17 protein-coding genes are annotated in these 16915 nt (G+C 74.3%); 14 read left to right on the top strand and 3 right to left on the bottom strand.

What is annotated here, in order from left to right; all coding sequences use genetic code 11:
* Window positions 1-47: 47 nt before the first annotated feature.
* From AB0469_RS27070 to AB0469_RS27015, 12 genes are all read left to right on the top strand, one after another.
* The gene (locus AB0469_RS27070) at window positions 48-680 is read left to right on the top strand and encodes an NUDIX hydrolase (protein ID WP_366454075.1); all 633 of its coding nucleotides are present in this window, start codon (window positions 48-50) and stop codon (window positions 678-680) included.
* A gap of 308 nt (window positions 681-988) precedes the next feature.
* Window positions 989-2962, top strand: coding sequence for a tetratricopeptide repeat protein (locus AB0469_RS27065; RefSeq protein ID WP_366454048.1), 1974 nt, complete (start codon window positions 989-991; stop codon window positions 2960-2962).
* Window positions 2963-3114: 152 nt separating this feature from the next.
* Complete coding sequence (ald, locus tag AB0469_RS27060; RefSeq protein WP_366454047.1) at window positions 3115-4230, top strand: alanine dehydrogenase; 1116 nt, start codon at window positions 3115-3117, stop codon at window positions 4228-4230.
* A 449-nt stretch (window positions 4231-4679) separates the two neighbouring features.
* Window positions 4680-5717 carry a ParA family protein gene (locus tag AB0469_RS27055; protein ID WP_366454046.1) on the top strand — a complete coding sequence of 346 codons (1038 nt, stop codon included), beginning with the start codon at window positions 4680-4682 and terminating at the stop codon, window positions 5715-5717.
* The gene (locus AB0469_RS27050; protein ID WP_366454045.1) at window positions 5702-6184 is read left to right on the top strand and encodes a hypothetical protein; all 483 of its coding nucleotides are present in this window, start codon (window positions 5702-5704) and stop codon (window positions 6182-6184) included. The genes AB0469_RS27055 and AB0469_RS27050 overlap by 16 nt, the downstream gene beginning before the upstream one ends.
* 171 nt (window positions 6185-6355) lie before the next feature.
* Window positions 6356-7504 (top strand): segregation/condensation protein A, encoded by a 1149-nt coding sequence (locus tag AB0469_RS27045; RefSeq protein ID WP_366454044.1) that lies wholly within the window; start codon window positions 6356-6358, stop codon window positions 7502-7504.
* Complete coding sequence (gene scpB, locus AB0469_RS27040; RefSeq protein ID WP_366454043.1) at window positions 7504-8109, top strand: SMC-Scp complex subunit ScpB; 606 nt, start codon at window positions 7504-7506, stop codon at window positions 8107-8109. The genes AB0469_RS27045 and scpB overlap by 1 nt, the downstream gene beginning before the upstream one ends.
* A complete protein-coding gene (locus tag AB0469_RS27035; RefSeq protein WP_366454042.1) occupies window positions 8109-9347 on the top strand; it encodes a pseudouridine synthase in 1239 nt (412 codons plus the stop codon). Before scpB ends, AB0469_RS27035 begins: the two co-directional genes overlap by 1 nt.
* A 139-nt stretch (window positions 9348-9486) precedes the next feature.
* Window positions 9487-10104, top strand: a complete 618-nt coding sequence (pnuC, locus tag AB0469_RS27030) for a nicotinamide riboside transporter PnuC (RefSeq protein ID WP_366454041.1) — start codon at window positions 9487-9489, stop codon at window positions 10102-10104.
* Window positions 10101-11189: an AAA family ATPase gene (locus tag AB0469_RS27025; RefSeq protein WP_366454040.1), complete on the top strand. Its 1089-nt coding sequence runs from the start codon at window positions 10101-10103 to the stop codon at window positions 11187-11189. The genes pnuC and AB0469_RS27025 overlap by 4 nt, the downstream gene beginning before the upstream one ends.
* On the top strand, window positions 11186-11977 hold the full coding sequence (locus AB0469_RS27020; protein WP_366454039.1) for an NUDIX domain-containing protein: 792 nt from the start codon (window positions 11186-11188) through the stop codon (window positions 11975-11977). Before AB0469_RS27025 ends, AB0469_RS27020 begins: the two co-directional genes overlap by 4 nt.
* Window positions 11974-12990, top strand: coding sequence for an ADP-ribosylglycohydrolase family protein (locus tag AB0469_RS27015; protein WP_366454038.1), 1017 nt, complete (start codon window positions 11974-11976; stop codon window positions 12988-12990). Before AB0469_RS27020 ends, AB0469_RS27015 begins: the two co-directional genes overlap by 4 nt.
* A gap of 10 nt (window positions 12991-13000) precedes the next feature.
* On the opposite strand, the gene AB0469_RS27010 is transcribed toward AB0469_RS27015, so the two are convergent.
* The 3 genes from AB0469_RS27010 to AB0469_RS27000 form a co-directional block, all read right to left on the bottom strand.
* Entirely contained in the window at window positions 13001-13687 is a 687-nt protein-coding gene (locus AB0469_RS27010) for a nucleotidyltransferase domain-containing protein (RefSeq protein ID WP_366454037.1), read from the bottom strand.
* 29 nt (window positions 13688-13716) lie between these two features.
* The gene (locus AB0469_RS27005; RefSeq protein ID WP_366454036.1) at window positions 13717-14205 is read right to left on the bottom strand and encodes a Rieske (2Fe-2S) protein; all 489 of its coding nucleotides are present in this window, start codon (window positions 14203-14205) and stop codon (window positions 13717-13719) included.
* Between the two features lie 87 nt (window positions 14206-14292).
* On the bottom strand, window positions 14293-14637 hold the full coding sequence (locus AB0469_RS27000) for a DUF952 domain-containing protein (RefSeq protein ID WP_366454035.1): 345 nt from the start codon (window positions 14635-14637) through the stop codon (window positions 14293-14295).
* 154 nt (window positions 14638-14791) lie between these two features.
* Here AB0469_RS27000 and AB0469_RS26995 point away from each other — a divergent pair, with 154 nt between their 5' ends.
* Together AB0469_RS26995 and cmk are read left to right on the top strand one after the other, a co-directional pair.
* Window positions 14792-15880, top strand: a complete 1089-nt coding sequence (locus AB0469_RS26995; protein ID WP_366454034.1) for a prephenate dehydrogenase — start codon at window positions 14792-14794, stop codon at window positions 15878-15880.
* Between the two features lie 281 nt (window positions 15881-16161).
* On the top strand, window positions 16162-16863 hold the full coding sequence (gene cmk / locus AB0469_RS26990; protein ID WP_366454033.1) for a (d)CMP kinase: 702 nt from the start codon (window positions 16162-16164) through the stop codon (window positions 16861-16863).
* Window positions 16864-16915 lie beyond the last annotated feature (52 nt).

The following is a 16915-nucleotide window of genomic DNA, read 5'->3' as shown; positions in this document are numbered from 1 at the left end:
GATCCGTACCCCGGCCGTCGCGCGTTGTGGAGGACATCGGCATGGGCATCGCCATCAGGGACACTGCGGAATCCTGGGAGACGCTGTCGACCAGGCGGCCGTTCCAGGGCGCCAAGACGGCGGTGGACTCCGACGAGGTCCGGATGCCGGACGGGTCGGTGGCCCGCCGCGACTACCAGGTGCACCCGGGCTCGGTGTGCGTCCTCGCCCTGGACGCGGAGGGGCGGGTGCTGGTGATCAACCAGTACCGGCACCCGGTCCGGCGCCGGCTGTGGGAGCTGCCCGCCGGGCTGCTCGACGTACCCGGTGAGAACCCGCTGCACGGGGCGCAGCGGGAGCTGTACGAGGAGGCGCACGTCAAGGCGGGGGACTGGCGGGTGCTCGCCGACTTCTTCGCCTCCCCGGGCGGCTCCGACGAGGCGGTCCGGATCTTCCTGGCCCGGGACGTGGCCGAGGCGGACGGGGAGCGGTACGAGGAGGCCTCGTCGGAGGAGGCCGACATGCGGGTGGAGTGGGTGGACCGGGCCGATCTCGTCCGGGGGGCGCTGGCGGGCGAGCTCGGCAACCCGGCGCTGGTGACGGGTGTCCTGGCCCTGTCGGCGGCCCTGGCCTCCGAAGGCGGCCTGGACGCCCTCCGCCCCGCGGACGCCCCCTGGCCGTCCCGGCCGTACGAGGCGTAGCAGCCCTGGCCGCCGCGGCGCGGGGCGAGATCCCCCACCCGCCCTCCGCCGCTTCCTCCCCCGGCCACCGCTGGGGTTCCCCCCGGCCCCGCGCGGCGTTCGAGCGCAACGGGGTGCGGGGCTCGCCCCGGGAAACGGTGAAAGGGCGGGGCGGGGAAGCTCCGCGCTGCGGCACCGGCGCAGCCCCCGGCCGATTAATAGGCCCATCCGCTGATCCGATCGGGCGATCCGTAGGCCGCGCTCCACACGGCCCGTCGCTCTGCGTGAACTACGCTCAGCAACCCGAAGGCAGGGAGAGGAGCGGATCCGTGGCGGATTTCGTCGGGCGGCGGCGTGAGCTGAAGGAGCTGCGCGAGGACATCGCGCGGACCGGGCTCGACACCCTCTCCGGCCGCAAGGCCAAGGCGCCCCGCGCGCGGGTGCTGCTCGTCGCCGGGCGCCCCGGCTCCGGCCGGACCGCCCTCGCCGAGGCCTTCGTGCGCGAGGTCGCCGACGACTACCCCGACGGGCTCGTCCGCGTCCGCCTGACCGCACCCGGCGGCGAGCCCCTGGAGACCGAGCGGGCCGTGCGCGTCCTGCTGGAGGGCCTCGGGCAGCGCACCCCGCCCGGTGCCTGCGAGGACGACCTCAGCGCCGCCCTGCGCGAGACCCTCGCCGGGCGGCGGGCGATCCTGCTCCTCGACGACGCCGCCGACCCCCAGCAGGTCGACGCCCTGCTCCCGGACACCCCCGAGTGCCTGGTCGTCGTCACCGCCGAGGGCCCCCTCACCGGCATCCCCGACGTCCGCCCCTGCACCCTCGGCGGGCTCGACACCGGCTCCGCCGTCGGGCTGCTCGGCCGGATCATCGGGGACACCCGGATCACCGTCGACCCGCTGGCCGCCGAGGACCTCGCCGAGGAGTGCGGGGCGCTGCCCGCCGTGCTCACCCTGGCCGGCGGCTGGCTCGCCGCCCACCCCAAGGCCGCCGTGGCCGACCTGGCCAAGCAGCTCCACGAGATGCCCCCGGGCACCTCCGGCCCGCTCGGCCGCGCCTTCCGGATCGTCTACGAGTCCCTCCCGCAGCCCGCCCAGCGCACCCTGCGGCTGCTGCCGCTCGCGCCCGCCGGGATCCTCGACTCGCACACCGCCTCCGCCCTCGCGGGCTGCTCCGTGGCCGCGGCCCAGTCCACCCTGGAGGACTTCGCCCGGCTGGGCCTCGTACGGCACGACCGGGACGGGATCTTCCTGCTCCCCGGCTGCCTCGCGCCCTTCCTCCAGTCCCTGCTGGAGGCCAGGGAGCGGCCCGCCGAGGTGCAGCTGGCCCGGGCCCGGATGCTGGAGCGGACCGTACGCCTGCTGACCTCCTGCCAGGCCATGGCCGACCTGCCCGAAGACGAGGCCGCGGAGGCCCGGGAGGCCCTGGACGGGCTCCCGCGCGCCCTCCGCTTCCCCGACCGCCGGGCCGCCGCGACCTGGCTGGACACCCGCCTGCCCGCGCTCACCGCCTCCGCCACCCTGGCCGTGGCCGACGGCGGCCTGGACACCCTGGCCCGCAGGCTGGTCTCCGCGCTGGTCAGGGCCCTGGCCGCGCACCGGGGAACCGAGGCCGCCGCCCCCGAGCTGTACGGGCTGCACCGGCTCGTCCTGGGCGTGGCCGAGCGCCGCCACCTGCACCGGGAGCAGGCCGCGGCCCTGCTGAACCTGGCCGACCTGGACGCGGCCACCGGCCGCACCCCCGAGGCCCTGGAGCGCTACCGAGCCGCGCTGGCCGCCGGAAAGGCCGCGAAGGACCCGTACGCGACCGGCCGCGCGATGGAATCCGTAGGCGGCGCGTACCAAGAGCTGGCGGACTGGCCGAGGGCCTCCGACTGGTTCGGCCGCGCCCTGGCCCACGCCCTCGCCCGGGGGGAGCGCTCGGACGAGGCCCGGCTGTACGGACGGCTCGGCAACGTGCACACCTACGCGGGCCGCTACGGGGACGCCCTGCGCAGCTGGCGCGCGGCCGCCGCGGGCTACCGCAGGCTGGCCGATGTCCCGGGCCAGGCAAAGGCGTTGAGCGAGATGGCGCGCATTCAGGAGTACGCCGGCCGGCCCGAGGAATCACTGCACACCTGCCGCGAGGCGATCGAGCTCGCACGCCGTGCCGGGGACCTGCGGCTGCAGGCCGCGCTCCAGGTCAGGCTGGCCGACACCCTGGACCGGCTGGGCGACCCGGCGGCCGCACGACTGCACCGGTCAGCGGCCGACAGATTGCTGGGAGACGACCCCGCAGCCTGCGAAATCCGCAGTGTCTCCGACTGAAATTATTGGTTTGCAAGGCTAGACAGCGCCTCATCCTTCATTAGACTGGCTTCACCACGACATCCAGTGGTGCATCCCGTTGCGCGTTCTTGTGGGCGGGTATGTATGGAAGTGCCCCGTAACATCCCCTGAGTCAAGGACCGTGATCGACGATGAAGGTCGGCATCCCCCGCGAAGTCAAGAACAACGAGTTCCGGGTCGCCATCACGCCCGCCGGCGTGCATGAGCTGGTCCGCAACGGCCACCAGGTCTTCATCGAGCAGAACGCCGGTGTGGGCTCCTCGATCACGGACGCCGAGTACGTCGCCGCCGGTGCCGAGATCCTCGGCACCGCCGACGAGGTCTGGGCGACCGCCGACCTGCTGCTGAAGGTCAAGGAGCCGATCGCGGAGGAGTACCACCGCCTCCGCAAGGACCAGACCCTCTTCACCTACCTGCACCTGGCGGCCTCCCGCGAGTGCACGGACGCCCTGCTGGAGTCCGGCACCACCGCCATCGCGTACGAGACGGTCGAGCTCGCCAACCGCGCGCTGCCGCTGCTCGCCCCGATGTCCGAGGTCGCGGGCCGCCTGGCCCCGCAGGTCGGCGCCTACCACCTGATGCGCTCGGCCGGCGGCCGCGGCGTCCTCCCGGGCGGTGTCCCCGGCACCCACGCCGGCGAGTGCGTCGTCATCGGCGGCGGCGTCTCCGGCTGGAACGCCGTGCAGATCGCCATCGGCATGGGCTTCCACGTGACCCTGCTCGACCGCGACATCAACAAGCTGCGCGAGGCCGACAAGATCTTCGGCACCAAGGTCAAGACGATCGTCTCCAACGCCTACGAGCTGGAGAAGGCCGTCATCGAGGCGGACCTCGTCGTCGGCGCCGTACTGATCCCGGGTGCGAAGGCCCCGAAGCTGGTCACCAACGAGCTCGTCGCCAAGATGAAGCCCGGAAGTGTCCTTGTCGACATTGCCATCGACCAGGGCGGCTGCTTCGAGGACTCCCGTCCGACCACCCACGCCGAGCCGACCTTCCAGGTCCACAACTCGGTCTTCTACTGCGTCGCCAACATGCCGGGCGCGGTGCCGAACACCTCCACCTACGCGCTGACCAACGCGACGCTGCCCTACATCGTGCAGCTCGCGAACCTCGGCTGGGCCGAGGCGCTCCGTCGCGACCCGGCGCTCGCGCTGGGCCTCAACACCCATGACGGCAAGGTCGTTTACGGCCCCGTCGCCGAGGCCCACAACCTCGAGTCCGTCGAGCTCAGCGCCCTTCTCGGCTGAACCGTCAACGACTGACGTCAATCTCACGTCTCCGGCCGGACCTTGCCCCCAAGGTCCGGCCGGAGGTGTTTGCGGCGGGCCCGCGGAGGCCGTTCAACTCGCCTCGAACGTAACCCTTTAACCCTTTCGCGCACCCGCGAAACTTCATGACGACTGCCCGTACGCCCTTGACAGAGTGGTGTTCGGTTGCCGACACATCGTGCCGGGTCCGGCGGATTGTGTTGCCGCTGGGCGGTGACACGCCATAGAGTCGCCAACCGTCGGCATGGTGCAACGCTGACCTATCGATAAGTGTCCTGGTCACGTCCGAGGAGGTAAGACGACTTGTGAATGAGTCGACATTTGCTCCCGGAGGTGGTCGAGCAGGGACGCCCGAGCGGAACCAGGGTTCCGCCGGGCTCGAAGCTGTCGGCTCCGTCGCGGTCCGCACCTTCGCAAACCACCAGCACATGACGACGCCCCAAAAGAGCATGGACGGCCTAGACGTGAACTCCACGGCCGGCGACCACAGCGGCGATGCGCCCATTGGTTTCGCCGACTACGACCAGGTGCCCGAGGGGCACTTCTACGACCCCGACGCGGAATACGAGCCGGACCCCGAGTACGCGGCCACCCTCGCGCCCGACGCTGCCCGCCAGCGCCGCGAGCGCATCGGCCCGACCGGGCGCCCGCTGCCGTACTTCCCGATCCCGGGTCCGCTGACCGACCACGGTCCGGCGACGATCATCGCGATGTGCAACCAGAAGGGCGGCGTCGGCAAGACCACGTCGACCATCAACCTGGGTGCCGCGCTCGCCGAGTACGGGCGCCGCGTGCTGCTCGTCGACTTCGACCCGCAGGGCGCGCTGTCCGTGGGCCTCGGCGTGAACCCGATGGAACTCGACCTGACGGTCTACAACCTGCTCATGGAGCGGGGCATGTCGGCCGACGAGGTGCTGCTCAAGACCGCGGTCCCCAACATGGACCTGCTGCCGAGCAACATCGACCTGTCCGCCGCCGAGGTGCAGCTGGTCAGCGAGGTCGCGCGCGAGTCGACGCTCCAGCGGGCGCTCAAGCCGCTGATGAACGACTACGACTACATCGTGATCGACTGTCAGCCCTCGCTGGGCCTCCTGACGGTCAACGCCCTGACGGCGGCCCACAAGGTCATCGTCCCGCTGGAGTGCGAGTTCTTCGCACTGCGCGGTGTGGCGCTGCTGACCGAGACCATCGAGAAGGTCCAGGAGCGCCTCAACCCGGAGCTGGAGCTCGACGGCATCCTCGCCACGATGTACGACTCCCGCACGGTGCACAGCCGCGAGGTGCTGGCGCGCGTCGTCGAGGCCTTCGACGACCACGTCTACCACACGGTCATCGGCCGGACGGTGCGCTTCCCGGAGACCACCGTCGCAGGCGAGCCGATCACCACGTACGCCTCCAACTCCGTCGGCGCCGCCGCCTACCGCCAGCTGGCCAGGGAGGTGCTCGCCCGGTGTCCCGCCGAGTGAGTCTGCCCGGCGCCGACGAACTGTTCCGCACGACCGGGGGGATGGCCCTCCAGTCGTCCTCGCCGCGGCGGGGCGCCGAGGAGGCGCCGCAGCCCGCGGGTACGGAGCACACGGCGGCCGCACCGGCGGACGGCACGGCGAGGACCACCGGGGACGCCCCGGCGGTGGGCGCCCAGCGCAGGCCGCAGGAAGGTTCTGGCAGCGCGGGGGCCCGGCAGGGCAAGGCGCAGGGCCGCGGCGCGAACCGGCGGCCCAGCGGGCGCGAGCGGCACGACGAGAAGATCACGGTCTACGTCTCCGCCGAGGAACTCATGGACCTGGAGCACGCCCGGCTGGTGCTCCGGGGGGAGCACGGGCTCGCGGTCGACCGGGGGCGGATCGTCCGTGAGGCGGTCGCGGTCGTCCTGGCGGACCTGGAGTCGCGCGGCGACGCCAGCATCCTGGTCCGCCGCCTGCGGGGCCGCTGAGCCCGCGACGCCGTTCCCCGCCCCCCTTCCTCCCCCAGCGGTGGTCGGGGGAGGAGCGGGCGAAGTGCGGGGAGGGGACACCGCCCCGCGCCCGGTCGGCGGGGAATCGCCCGGCCAGGGCCTAGGCTGCAAGGGCCGCCCGGCATCCACACCGCACCACCCTGGACCCGCATGCCCCCGAACCACCCCCCCCGCCGCCCCTTGGGGCACGGCCCCGGCACCCCGGCGGAGCCCGCTGAGGCGCCCGCTGCGGGGCGGGGGGCCCCGGCGGGCGACGAGGTCCCCCGGCCCGGCCACGAAGCCGCCGACGGCCCCGCAGGCCCCCCACAACGGCTCCCGGAGCCCACCCCGCCCCCGAACCCGCCCACCCCGTCCGCGGCGCCCGAGGCGGCCCCCGCTCCGTCCGCGGCGCCCGACCCGGCTGCCGCCCCGGCCGCGACGGCCGACCCGGCCCCGTCCGCGGAGCCCGAGGCGGTCCCCGGTGCCGCGGAGGCGGCTTCCGGCGGCATGCCCCCCTCCGGAGGCGACGGGCGGTTCACCCTGCGGCTCGACAACTTCGAGGGGCCCTTCGACCTGCTGCTCCAGCTGATCTCCCGGCACAAGCTCGACGTCACCGAGGTCGCCCTCTCCCAGGTCACCGACGAGTTCATGGCACACATCCGCGCCATGGGCCCCGACTGGGACCTCGACCAGACGACCGAGTTCCTCGTCGTCGCCGCCACCCTCCTCGACCTCAAGACCGCCCGGCTGCTGCCCGCCGCCGAGGTGGAGGACGAGGCCGACCTCGCGCTCCTGGAGGCCCGGGACCTGCTCTTCGCCCGGCTGCTCCAGTACCGCGCGTACAAGCGGATCGCCGAGATCTTCGAGCACCGGGCCGAGGAGGAGGGCCGCCGCTTCCCCCGGACCGTGGGGCTGGAGCCGCACCACGCCGAGCTGCTGCCCGAGGTGGTCATCGGCATCGGCGCCGACGGCCTCGCCCGCCTCGCCGTCCGGGCCATGCAGCCCAGGGCGAAGCCCGAGGTCTACGTCGACCACATCCACGCCCCGCTCGTCAGCGTCCGCGAGCAGGCGGGTCTCGTCGTACGCCTGCTCAAGGCGCGCGGCGAGGCGACCTTCCGGGAGCTGGCCGAGGACGCCCCGGACACCCTCACCGTCGTCGCCCGCTTCCTGGCGCTGCTGGAGCTGTACCGGGAGAAGGCCGTGGTCCTCGACCAGGAGGAGGCGCTGCTCACCCTGACCGTCCGCTGGTGCGGGGGCGACGGCGACGGCATGCCGACGGTGACCGACGAGTTCGACCGAGTCGTGGAGGCAGGGGACTGATGGAGCTGAAGGGGGCCCTGGAGGCCGTCCTGATGGTGGTGGACGAGCCCGCGACCGCCGACCACCTCGCCAAGGTGCTCGGACGCACCCCCCGCGAGGTCGCCGACGCCCTCGCCGCCCTCGCCGACGAGTACGCCGTCCAGCGCAGGGGCTTCGAGCTGCGCCTGGTCGCCGGGGGCTGGCGGTTCTACACCCGGCCCGAGTACGCGGACGCCGTCGAGGCCTTCGTCCTGGACGGCCGGCAGGCCCGGCTCACCCAGGCGGCCCTGGAGACCCTCGCGGTCGTCGCCTACCGCCAGCCGGTGAGCCGTTCGCGGGTCTCGGCGGTCCGCGGGGTCAACTGCGACGGGGTCATGAGGACCCTGCTCCAGCGGGGTCTGGTGGCCGAGGCGGGCACGGAACCCGAAACAGGTGCGATCCTGTACAGGACGACGAACTACTTTCTGGAGCGGATGGGCCTGCGCGGCCTGGACGAGCTCCCGGAGCTCGCGCCCTTCCTCCCCGAGGCGGACGCGATCGAAGCCGAGACGCAAGAAGGTGTGCCGTCGTTCGATCCGGACGCACCGGACACTGACGTAGACGACGACAAGACGACGGAACTTTGATGCGAAGCAGCGGCAACGGCAACGGTGGCAACAGGAACAGCGGCGGCGGCGGGCGCGGTGGCGCCCGTGGCGGCTCCTCCGGTGGCGGCGGCTACCGCGGTGGCGGCAGCGGCGGCGGTGGCTACCGGGGCGGCTCCGGCGGCGGCTCGGGCAGCGGCGGCTACCGCGGCTCCTCCGGCGGCGGCCAGGGCGGCTCGCGCGACCGCGACCAGGCACCCCAGCGCCCCCGCAACCCGCGCCCCGAGGAGCGCCGCTACGACGTCGGCCCCGAGGGCGAGCGCAGCGGCCGCAGCGGCGGCGGCGCCCGTGGCGCGGCCGCGCGCGGTGGTGCCAAGGGCGGCCCCAAGGCCTCCAAGACCCCCGGCATCGGCGGCGCCGGCGGCCCGCGCCGCGGCCCGGGCAGCCGCAGCGGCCAGTCCCGGCCCCGCGAGCTGGACGCGCGGATCGAGGAGCGCGTGCGCGACCGGTACGCCGACAAGCCGGTGATCAAGACCCCGAAGACCTTCCCCGGCGCCGAGCTGGAGGGCGAGCGCCTGCAGAAGGTGCTGGCCCGTGCCGGCATGGGCTCGCGCCGCGCCTGCGAGGAGCTCATCGAGCAGGCCCGCGTCGAGGTCAACGGCGAGATCGTGACCGAGCAGGGCAAGCGCGTCCAGCCGAAGGACGAGATCAAGGTGGACGGCCTGACCGTCGCCACCCAGTCCTTCCTGTTCTTCGCGCTGAACAAGCCGGCCGGCGTCGTCTCCACCATGGAGGACCCGGACGGCCGCCAGTGCCTGGGCGACTACGTCACCAACCGCGAGACCCGCCTCTTCCACGTCGGCCGGCTCGACACCGAGACCGAGGGCATCATCCTCCTCACCAACCACGGTGAGCTGGCCCACCGCCTCACGCACCCGAAGTACGGCGTGCAGAAGACCTACGTCGCCGCGATCACCGGCTCCCTGCCGCGCGACATCGGCAAGCGCCTCAAGGACGGCATCGAGCTGGAGGACGGCTACGCCCGCGCCGACAACTTCCGCGTCGTGGACCAGGTCGGCAAGAACTACCTGGTCGAGGTGACCCTCCACGAGGGCCGCAAGCACATCGTCCGCCGCATGCTGGCCGAGGCCGGCTTCCCGGTCGACAAGCTCGTCCGGACCTCCTTCGGCCCGATCGAGCTCGGCGACCAGAAGTCCGGCTGGCTGCGCCGCCTGACCAACACCGAGGTCGGCATGCTCATGCGCGAGGTCGGCCTCTAGCCGTCCCGAGACCCGTACGGAAGCCCGCGGTGCCCCCGGCACCGCGGGCTTCCGCGTTCCCGCGGGCGCCAGGCGCCTTGCCGGAGCAGCCACCGGCTGTTTATAGTCAATCTGACTATTAAAGGGAGCGGGTGGCCCCATGGGCTGGTACTTGAGCTGGACCGAGATCCTCGGCTTCGCCACGGGCGCCCTGTGCGTCTGGCTGGTGGCCCGGCAGCACGTCGCCAACTGGCCGGTCGGCATCGCCAACAACGTGTTCTTCATCGTCCTCTTCGCCCAGGCCGGCCTCTACGCCGACGCCGGCCTGCAGATCGTCTTCATCGCCCTCGCCGCGTACGGCTGGTGGTCCTGGACCCACGGGGGTGGACCGGGAAGCGCCGAGGCCCTGCCGGTGCGCCGCACCACGCGCGCCGCATGGCTCTGGCTGCTCGCGGCGGGGGCGGTGGGGACCGCCGCACTGACCCTGCTCCTCGGCCGGGTCAGCGACTCCACCGTCCCGTTCTGGGACGCGCTCACCACCGCCCTCTCGCTCATGGCCACCTACGGGCAGTGCCGCAAGCTCCTGGAGTCCTGGTGGCTGTGGATCGCCGCCGACCTCGTCTACGTCCCGCTGTACGCCTACAAGGGGCTGTACCTGACCTCGGTCCTCTACGTCGGCTTCCTCGCCCTGTGCGCGGCCGGGTTCCTCGGCTGGCGGCGCGCCCTCCCGGCGCGCGGCGACGCCCGTACGGCGACGGCGGCGGGGGCCGCGGCATGAGCGGCGGCAGGCGCTTCGGGCACGGGCTGGTGCTCGGCAAGTTCTACCCGCCGCACGCCGGCCACCACCATCTCGTGCGCACCGCCCAGGACCAGTGCGAGCGGCTGACCGTGCTGGTGTGCGCCGCCTCCGTGGAGTCGGTGCCGCTCGCCGACCGGGTCGCCTGGATGCGCGAGGAGCACCCCGGCGCGGACGTGGTCGGCGCGGTCGACGACGTCCCCGTCGACCTGCACGACCCGGCGGTCTGGGAGGCGCACATGGCGATCTTCCGGGCGGCGGTGGGCCGTCCCGTGGACGCCGTCTTCACCTCCGAGGAGTACGGCACCGAGCTCGCCCGGCGCTTCGGCGCCGAGGAGGTCTGCGTCGACCCGGCGCGCACCCTGTTCCCGGTCTCCGGGACGGCCGTACGGGCGGACCCCGCCGGCTGCTGGGAGTTCCTCGGGCCGGCCGTACGGGGCGCGCTGACCCGGCGGGTCGTCGTGCTCGGCGCCGAGTCCACCGGGACCACCACCCTCTCGCGGGAGCTGGCCGCGCACTACCGGCGGCGCGGCGGGGTGTGGGCCAAGACCGGCTGGGTCGCCGAGTACGGGCGCGCGTACAGCGAGGAGAAGCTGGCCGCGGCCCGCGCGGCGGACCCGTCGGCCTCCTGGGAGGACGTGTCCTTCACCTCGCGGGAGTTCCCGGTGATCGCCCGCCGCCAGGACGCCGACGAGGACCGGGCCGCCCGGCTCGGCTCCCCGGTGCTCTTCTGCGACACCGACTCCTTCGCCACGGGCATCTGGCACGAGCGCTACGTCGGCGGGCGCAACCGCGAGGTCGAGCGGATCGCCGCGCGGACCCGCCGCGACCTGTACCTGCTGACGGACCACGAAGGGGTCCCCTTCGAGGACGACGGCCTGCGCGACGGGCCGCAGCCGAGGCCCTGGATGACCGCCCGCTTCCGGCGGGAGCTCGCCCGTACCGGGCGGCGCTTCCTCGTCGTGGGCGGCGACCGGCGCGCACGGCTGGAGCAGGCCGTGGCGGCGGTCGACGGCCTCCTGGCCGAGGGCTGGCGGTTCGCGGACCCGCTCCCGGAGCGCCGATGACCCCGCGCGAGCCGGACCGTGACGCCCCCCGCCGCCCGGCCGGACCCGGGCCGCGGGACCCCGGGGCCTACGACCCGTACGCCTTCGAGCCGTTCGCGGTGACCGTGGACCTGGCCGTGCTCACCGTGCGCGGCGGCGTGCTGCACGTCCTGCTGATCCGGCGCGCGCAGGACCCCTACGCGGGGGCCTGGGCACTGCCCGGCGGCTTCGTGCTGCCCCGGGAGTCCGCCGAGACGGCGGCCCTGCGCGAGCTCGCCGAGGAGACGGGCCTGCCGGCGGAGCTGGTCCGGTCCCTGCACCCCGAACAGCTGCGGACCTACAGCGAACCCGACCGCGACCCGCGGATGCGGGTGGTCTCCGTCGCCTTCACGGCGCTCGTCCCCGACCTGCCGGAGCCGGCCGAGCGGGGCGGCGGGGACGCCGACCGGGCGCGCTGGGTGCCGGTGGCGGAGGCCTCGGGGCTCGCCTTCGACCACGCGCGGATCCTGGCGGACGCCCGCCGGCGCGTGGGCGCGAAGCTGGAGTACACCTGCCTCGCCACCGCCTTCTGCCCGCCCGAGTTCACCCTCGGGGAACTCCAGGCCGTCTACGAGACCGTCTGGGGCACCGGCCTCGACCGCCCCAACTTCCGGCGCAAGGTGCTCGCCACCCCCGGCTTCGTCGAAGCCGTGCCGGGAGCCGCCCGGCTCACCGGCGGCCGCGGCAAACCGGCCGCCCTCTACCGGGCCGGACCGGCGACCACGCTCCACCCGCCCCTGCTGCGACCCACGGAAGGACCGACCCTGTGAGCGCCCCGAAGCGCGCCGCGACCGGCGCCCTGATCGGACTGGCCCTGGGCGACGCCCTCGGCTTCCCGACCGAGTTCAACGACGTCCCGTCCATCCTGGCCAAGACCGGGCCCTGGCGGCAGATGCGCCTGCCCCGCCCGGCGATCGTCACCGACGACACCCAGATGACCCTGGCCCTGGCCCGCGGGATACGGACGGCCTCCGAGCGCGGCCGCGTCGGGCCGCTGCGCCTGGCCCGGCCGGTCCGCGAGGAGTTCGTCGACTGGTACCACTCCCCGGAGAACAACCGCGCCCCCGGCCGCACCTGCCTGGTGGCCTGCGGCCTGCTCGACGACCCGGCGCGGGACTGGCGGGACGCCAGCCAGACCGGCTCCAAGGGCTGCGGAGCCAACATGCGCGTCGCGCCGGTCGGCCTGGTCCCCGGCTGGACGGACGAGGAGCGCGCGGGTGCCGCCCAGCTCCAGTCGGCCCTCACCCACGGCCACCCCACCGCCCTCGCCGCCTCCGACCTGACCGCCCGCGCCGTCCACCTCCTGGCGCAGGGCACCGAGGTGACGGGCCTGGTCGGGCGGCTGCGCTCGTACGCCCTGGAGAACCGCACCCGCTACCACGAGCGCTGGCTCGGCGACCTCTGGACGCGCACCGCCTCCGACGCCTCGCCCGAGTCCTTCATGGCCCGGGGCTGGGACGACTGCCTGGCCGTCCTGGACCGGCTCGCGGCGGCCCTGCGCACCCCCTCTCCGGAGACGGACCCGTGCCTGGCCACCGGCGACGGCTGGATCGCCGAGGAGGCCCTGGCCACCGCCCTCCACTGCTTCCTGCTCTTCCCGGACGAACCCCTGCTGGCCCTGCGACGCGCGGCCTGCACGGCGGGCGACTCCGACTCCCTCGCCTGCCTGGCCGGCGCCTTCGCGGGCGCCCACCTCGGCGCCGACGCCTGGCCCCGGGACTGGGAGGGCGGCATCGAATACCGCGAGGAGCTCCTCGCGTTCGGCACCCTCTGGGACGCCTGAGCGGTACGGCCTAGGACCGGGCGGCCGATGCCCGGCGGGTGCGGTGGAGGAAGTCGGCCACGCGGGGCAGGTCGGGGCCGGGCGGGAGGGGGGTGGAGGTGAGGGCCGCCTCGGATTCCTCCGTCAGGCGGGTCATCCAGGCGTCCGTCTCCTCCCAGGTCAGCTCGCCCCGCTTCACCGCCAGGAGGCGGTCGCGGTACGGGGTGGCGTCGATGTCCAGGCGGCCCGAGCGGAGCAGGTCGCGGCAGGACAGGAGCAGGCGCAGCAGGTGCATGGCGTGCTTCCGGCGCGGGGCGCCGTGCAGGCGGACGTCCGCGACGAGCTTGCGGTGCTGCGAGACCGCGTAGCGGGTGAAGGTGGCGTGGGCCCGGCGGGAGAGGAACGCCTCGCGCAGCGAGAGGAGCTCCTCTCCCACCGGGGTGAGCCGGTCCACCAGGGGGGAGTGCAGGCACTCCAGGATGTTCGGGTTGGCGCGCAGGGCGAGTTCGCAGAAGCGCTCCAGCTCCCAGGAGAACTCCTCCTCCCGCGGCCCCTCCACGTGCGTGGGGGGCTTTTCGAACCGCCAGAAGAGCGGCGTGGGGGCGAGGTAGACACCGCGCCGGTCGGTGTCGCTCGCCTCCGTGGCCAGCCCGAAGGCGCGGGAGCCCATCACGCAGGCGTAGATCGTGTGGTCCCGGACCAGGGTGAGGTCGTCCATGCGGGGGAGGGTAGGCGGCCGGGTCCCGGCTAGGCGAGCGAGATTTCGCCGCTCGGGGCCACCGTGATCTTCTTCTCCTCCAGGCCGCGCGTCGCCGGACCGTGGGTCACCGCGCCGTCCGAGACCTGGAACCTGCTGCCGTGGCACGGGCAGTCGATGGTGCCGTCCGCGACCTTGTTCACCAGGCACCCCTGGTGCGGGCACACCGCCGAGAAGCAGCGGAAGGACCCGGCCGTCGGCTGGGTCACCACCACCTTCTCCTCCTTGAGCACCGTGCCGCCGCCCACCGGCACCTTGGAGGAGGCCACGAGGGCCTTCGCGGCCCGCGGCGGGGCGGACGCCACCGGCGAGGAGGCCGCCGACGCGGCGGCGGAGGGCTGGGCGGCGGGGGCGGACGGGGCCGCCGGCTCGGTGGCGGACTTCTCCGTCCCGCCTCCGCAGGCGGCGAGCGTGCCGCCGGCCAGGGCGGCCGCTCCGGCCGCGAGTACCGTGCGCCGGGCGGTCTGTGACTCAGTCATGGGAGCTCCGTGGTTCGGTCGGTGGCGGGGGCGGCGAGCAGCATCCTGGCGCGCGACGGGCTCCGGCAGAAGCCCGCCGCTCCGGTTTCACCCGCCCCGGCGCCAGGGGGTCAGCTCCGCCGGGCCGCCGCCGGGCGTGCGTACGACCTCCCACACGCGCAGCACGGCGTCCCGGTTCAACGGCCCGTGGACGTGCGGGTACGGGTCCTTCGGGCCGCCCGTGCGGCGGACCTCCGACGTCAGGGCCGCCTCGTCGAGCTCCACGGCGAGCAGGGGGCCGGGAACCTCCCGGTAGTGGGACCCCGCGATGGCGAGGACGGTCGGGCGGTCCGCCGAGCAGTGGACGAACCCCTCGGAGGCGAGCGAGGGCGGGGCGTACGGGAGCTCGGGGGCGGCGCTCCAGTCCGCGAGCGGGACGATGTGGAAGATCATGCGGTCGTTCTACCGGAGACGGGCCCCGCGGGCGCACCCGGCGGCTCGTGTCGGTCCGCTGCCGTCCACAGGGCGGACCGCAGGGGACCGAGGGCGTATCCGCTGGCTACCCTGAGTCAGGACCAGCCGTCAGCGATCACCTTGGAGCGCCCCCGTGAGAACCGCCGCCGTCATCGGAACCGGACTGATCGGCACCTCCGCGGCGCTCGCCCTGACCGCCCGCGGGATCGCCGTCCACCTCATCGACCACGATCCGACGCAGGCCCGGACCGCCGCCGCCCTCGGCGCCGGCACCGACGACGCCCCCGAGGGCCAGGTCGACCTCGCGATCGTGGCCGTGCCGCCCGCCCACGTGGCCGCCGCGCTGGCCGACGCCATCGGGCGGGGGCTGGCCCGGGCCTACGTGGACGTGGCCAGCGTCAAGGGCGGTCCGCGCCGCGAGCTCGCCGCCCTGGGCGCCGACACCTCCGCCTACATCGGCACCCACCCGATGGCCGGCAAGGAGCGCTCCGGCCCCCTGGCCGCGACGGCCGACCTGTTCGAGGGCCGCCCCTGGGTGCTGACCCCGACCCGGGACACCGACCACGAGGTGCTGAACCTGGCGCTGGAGCTCGTCGCCCTGTGCCGGGCCGTCCCCGTGGTGATGGACGCCGACGCCCACGACCGGGCGGTCGCGCTCGTCTCCCACACCCCGCAGCTGGTCTCCAGCATGGTCGCCGCCCGCCTGGAGGAGGCGGACGAGACGGCGGTCCGGCTGTGCGGCCAGGGCATCCGCGACGTGACCCGGATCGCGGCCTCCGATCCCCGGATGTGGGTGGAGATCCTCTCCGCCAACCCGGGCCCGGTCGCCGACGTCCTGGCCGGCATCGCCGCCGACCTGGAGGAGACGGTGGAGGCGCTGCGCGGCCTCCAGTCCGCCGACGAGGCCGAGCGCCGGGGCGGCGCCGCCGGCATCGAGGACGTCCTCAAGCGGGGCAACGCCGGACGGGTGCGGGTCCCGGGCAAGCACGGCGCGGCGCCCACGGCCTACGAGACGGTCGGGGTGTTCATCAGCGACAAGCCCGGCGAGCTGGCGCGGATCTTCGCCGACGCCGGCCGGGCCGGGGTCAACATCGAGGACGTGCGGATCGAGCACGCGACCGGCCAGCAGGCGGGCCTGGTCCAGCTCATGGTCGAGCCGCGGGCCGCCGCCGCCCTGACCACCGAGCTCCGCGAACGCGGCTGGGCCCTGCGCCAGCAGTAGGGACCCCGACGGGGCACGGGCCCCTCGAACCGGGCTGCCGCCCGCGCCACCCGGCGCGGTCCCGCGTTCCCGCCATCCGGCGCGTCCCCGTCCGCCCGGCCCGCGGGCCGGGCGGACGCCCGCTCCGGCCCGGCGGACGCCCGCTCCGGCCCGGCCCGGAGCCCGGCCGTGCGGCCCCCGCCGACCGCCCGGGACCGGCGGGTGCGCGGGGCCGGTAACCTGGGGAGGGGCGCTATTGGCGCGCCCGGACTCGTCCGCGCAACCAGGAAGGTGCCCGCACCGTGGAATCCGTAGCTCCGTCCGCCGTGATCGTCGCCATCGACGGTCCCTCCGGCACGGGCAAGTCCAGCACCTCCAAGGCCGTGGCCGCCAAGCTCGGGCTGCGCTACCTGGACACCGGTGCCCAGTACCGGGCCATCACCTGGTGGATGATCACCAACGGCATCGACACCGACGACCCGCAGGCGATCGCCCTCGCCGCCGGCAAGCCGGCCATCGTCTCCGGGACGGACCCCTCCGCGCCCACCATCACCGTGGACGGCCTGGACGCCTCCGGCCCGATCCGCACCCAGGAGGTCACCTCCAAGGTCAGCGCCGTCAGCGCCGTCCCCGAGGTGCGCACCCTGATCACCGACCTCCAGCGCTCCATCGCCGCCGAGGCGGCCGCGCAGGCCGACGGGATCGTGGTCGAGGGCCGGGACATCGGCACCACCGTCCTGCCCGACGCCGACCTCAAGGTCTTCCTGACGGCCTCCGCCGAGGCCCGCGCCGCCCGCCGCAGCGGCGAACTGCGCGGCAAGGAGGCCACGGACCTCGCCGCCACCAAGGAAGCCCTGATCAAGCGGGACGCCGCCGACTCCGGCCGCAAGACCTCCCCGCTGGCCAAGGCCGGCGACGCCGTCGAGGTGGACACCACCGAGCTCACCCTCGACCAGGTCATCGAGTGCGTCGTGACGCTGGTGGAAGAGCGGCGGAGCAAGTGAGCGATACGCCCTCCCTCAAGGGTGCGGCGGTCGGCAGACGCATCGGGATCGG

It is taken from the genome of Streptomyces sp. NPDC093801 (assembly GCF_040701585.1).
Taxonomy (GTDB): domain Bacteria; phylum Actinomycetota; class Actinomycetes; order Streptomycetales; family Streptomycetaceae; genus Streptomyces.
Note: the sequence above shows the minus strand (reverse complement) of the source record. Positions and strands in the feature narration are given on the sequence as shown.

Bases quoted from the DNA above. Each gene is read 5' to 3' on its own strand.
- AB0469_RS27005 (WP_366454036.1), bottom strand. From the start codon at position 14,205: ATGACTGAGTCACAGACCGCCCGGCGCACGGTACTCGCGGCCGGAGCG.
- AB0469_RS27020 (WP_366454039.1), top strand. From the start codon at position 11,186: ATGACCCCGCGCGAGCCGGACCGTGACGCCCCCCGCCGCCCGGCCGGA.
- ald (WP_366454047.1), top strand. From the start codon at position 3,115: ATGAAGGTCGGCATCCCCCGCGAAGTCAAGAACAACGAGTTCCGGGTC.
- AB0469_RS27035 (WP_366454042.1), top strand. From the start codon at position 8,109: ATGCGAAGCAGCGGCAACGGCAACGGTGGCAACAGGAACAGCGGCGGC.
- AB0469_RS27045 (WP_366454044.1), top strand. From the start codon at position 6,356: ATGCCCCCGAACCACCCCCCCCGCCGCCCCTTGGGGCACGGCCCCGGC.
- AB0469_RS27055 (WP_366454046.1), top strand. From the start codon at position 4,680: ATGACGACGCCCCAAAAGAGCATGGACGGCCTAGACGTGAACTCCACG.
- AB0469_RS27000 (WP_366454035.1), bottom strand. From the start codon at position 14,637: ATGATCTTCCACATCGTCCCGCTCGCGGACTGGAGCGCCGCCCCCGAG.
- scpB (WP_366454043.1), top strand. From the start codon at position 7,504: ATGGAGCTGAAGGGGGCCCTGGAGGCCGTCCTGATGGTGGTGGACGAG.
- AB0469_RS27025 (WP_366454040.1), top strand. From the start codon at position 10,101: ATGAGCGGCGGCAGGCGCTTCGGGCACGGGCTGGTGCTCGGCAAGTTC.
- AB0469_RS27010 (WP_366454037.1), bottom strand. From the start codon at position 13,687: ATGGACGACCTCACCCTGGTCCGGGACCACACGATCTACGCCTGCGTG.
- pnuC (WP_366454041.1), top strand. From the start codon at position 9,487: ATGGGCTGGTACTTGAGCTGGACCGAGATCCTCGGCTTCGCCACGGGC.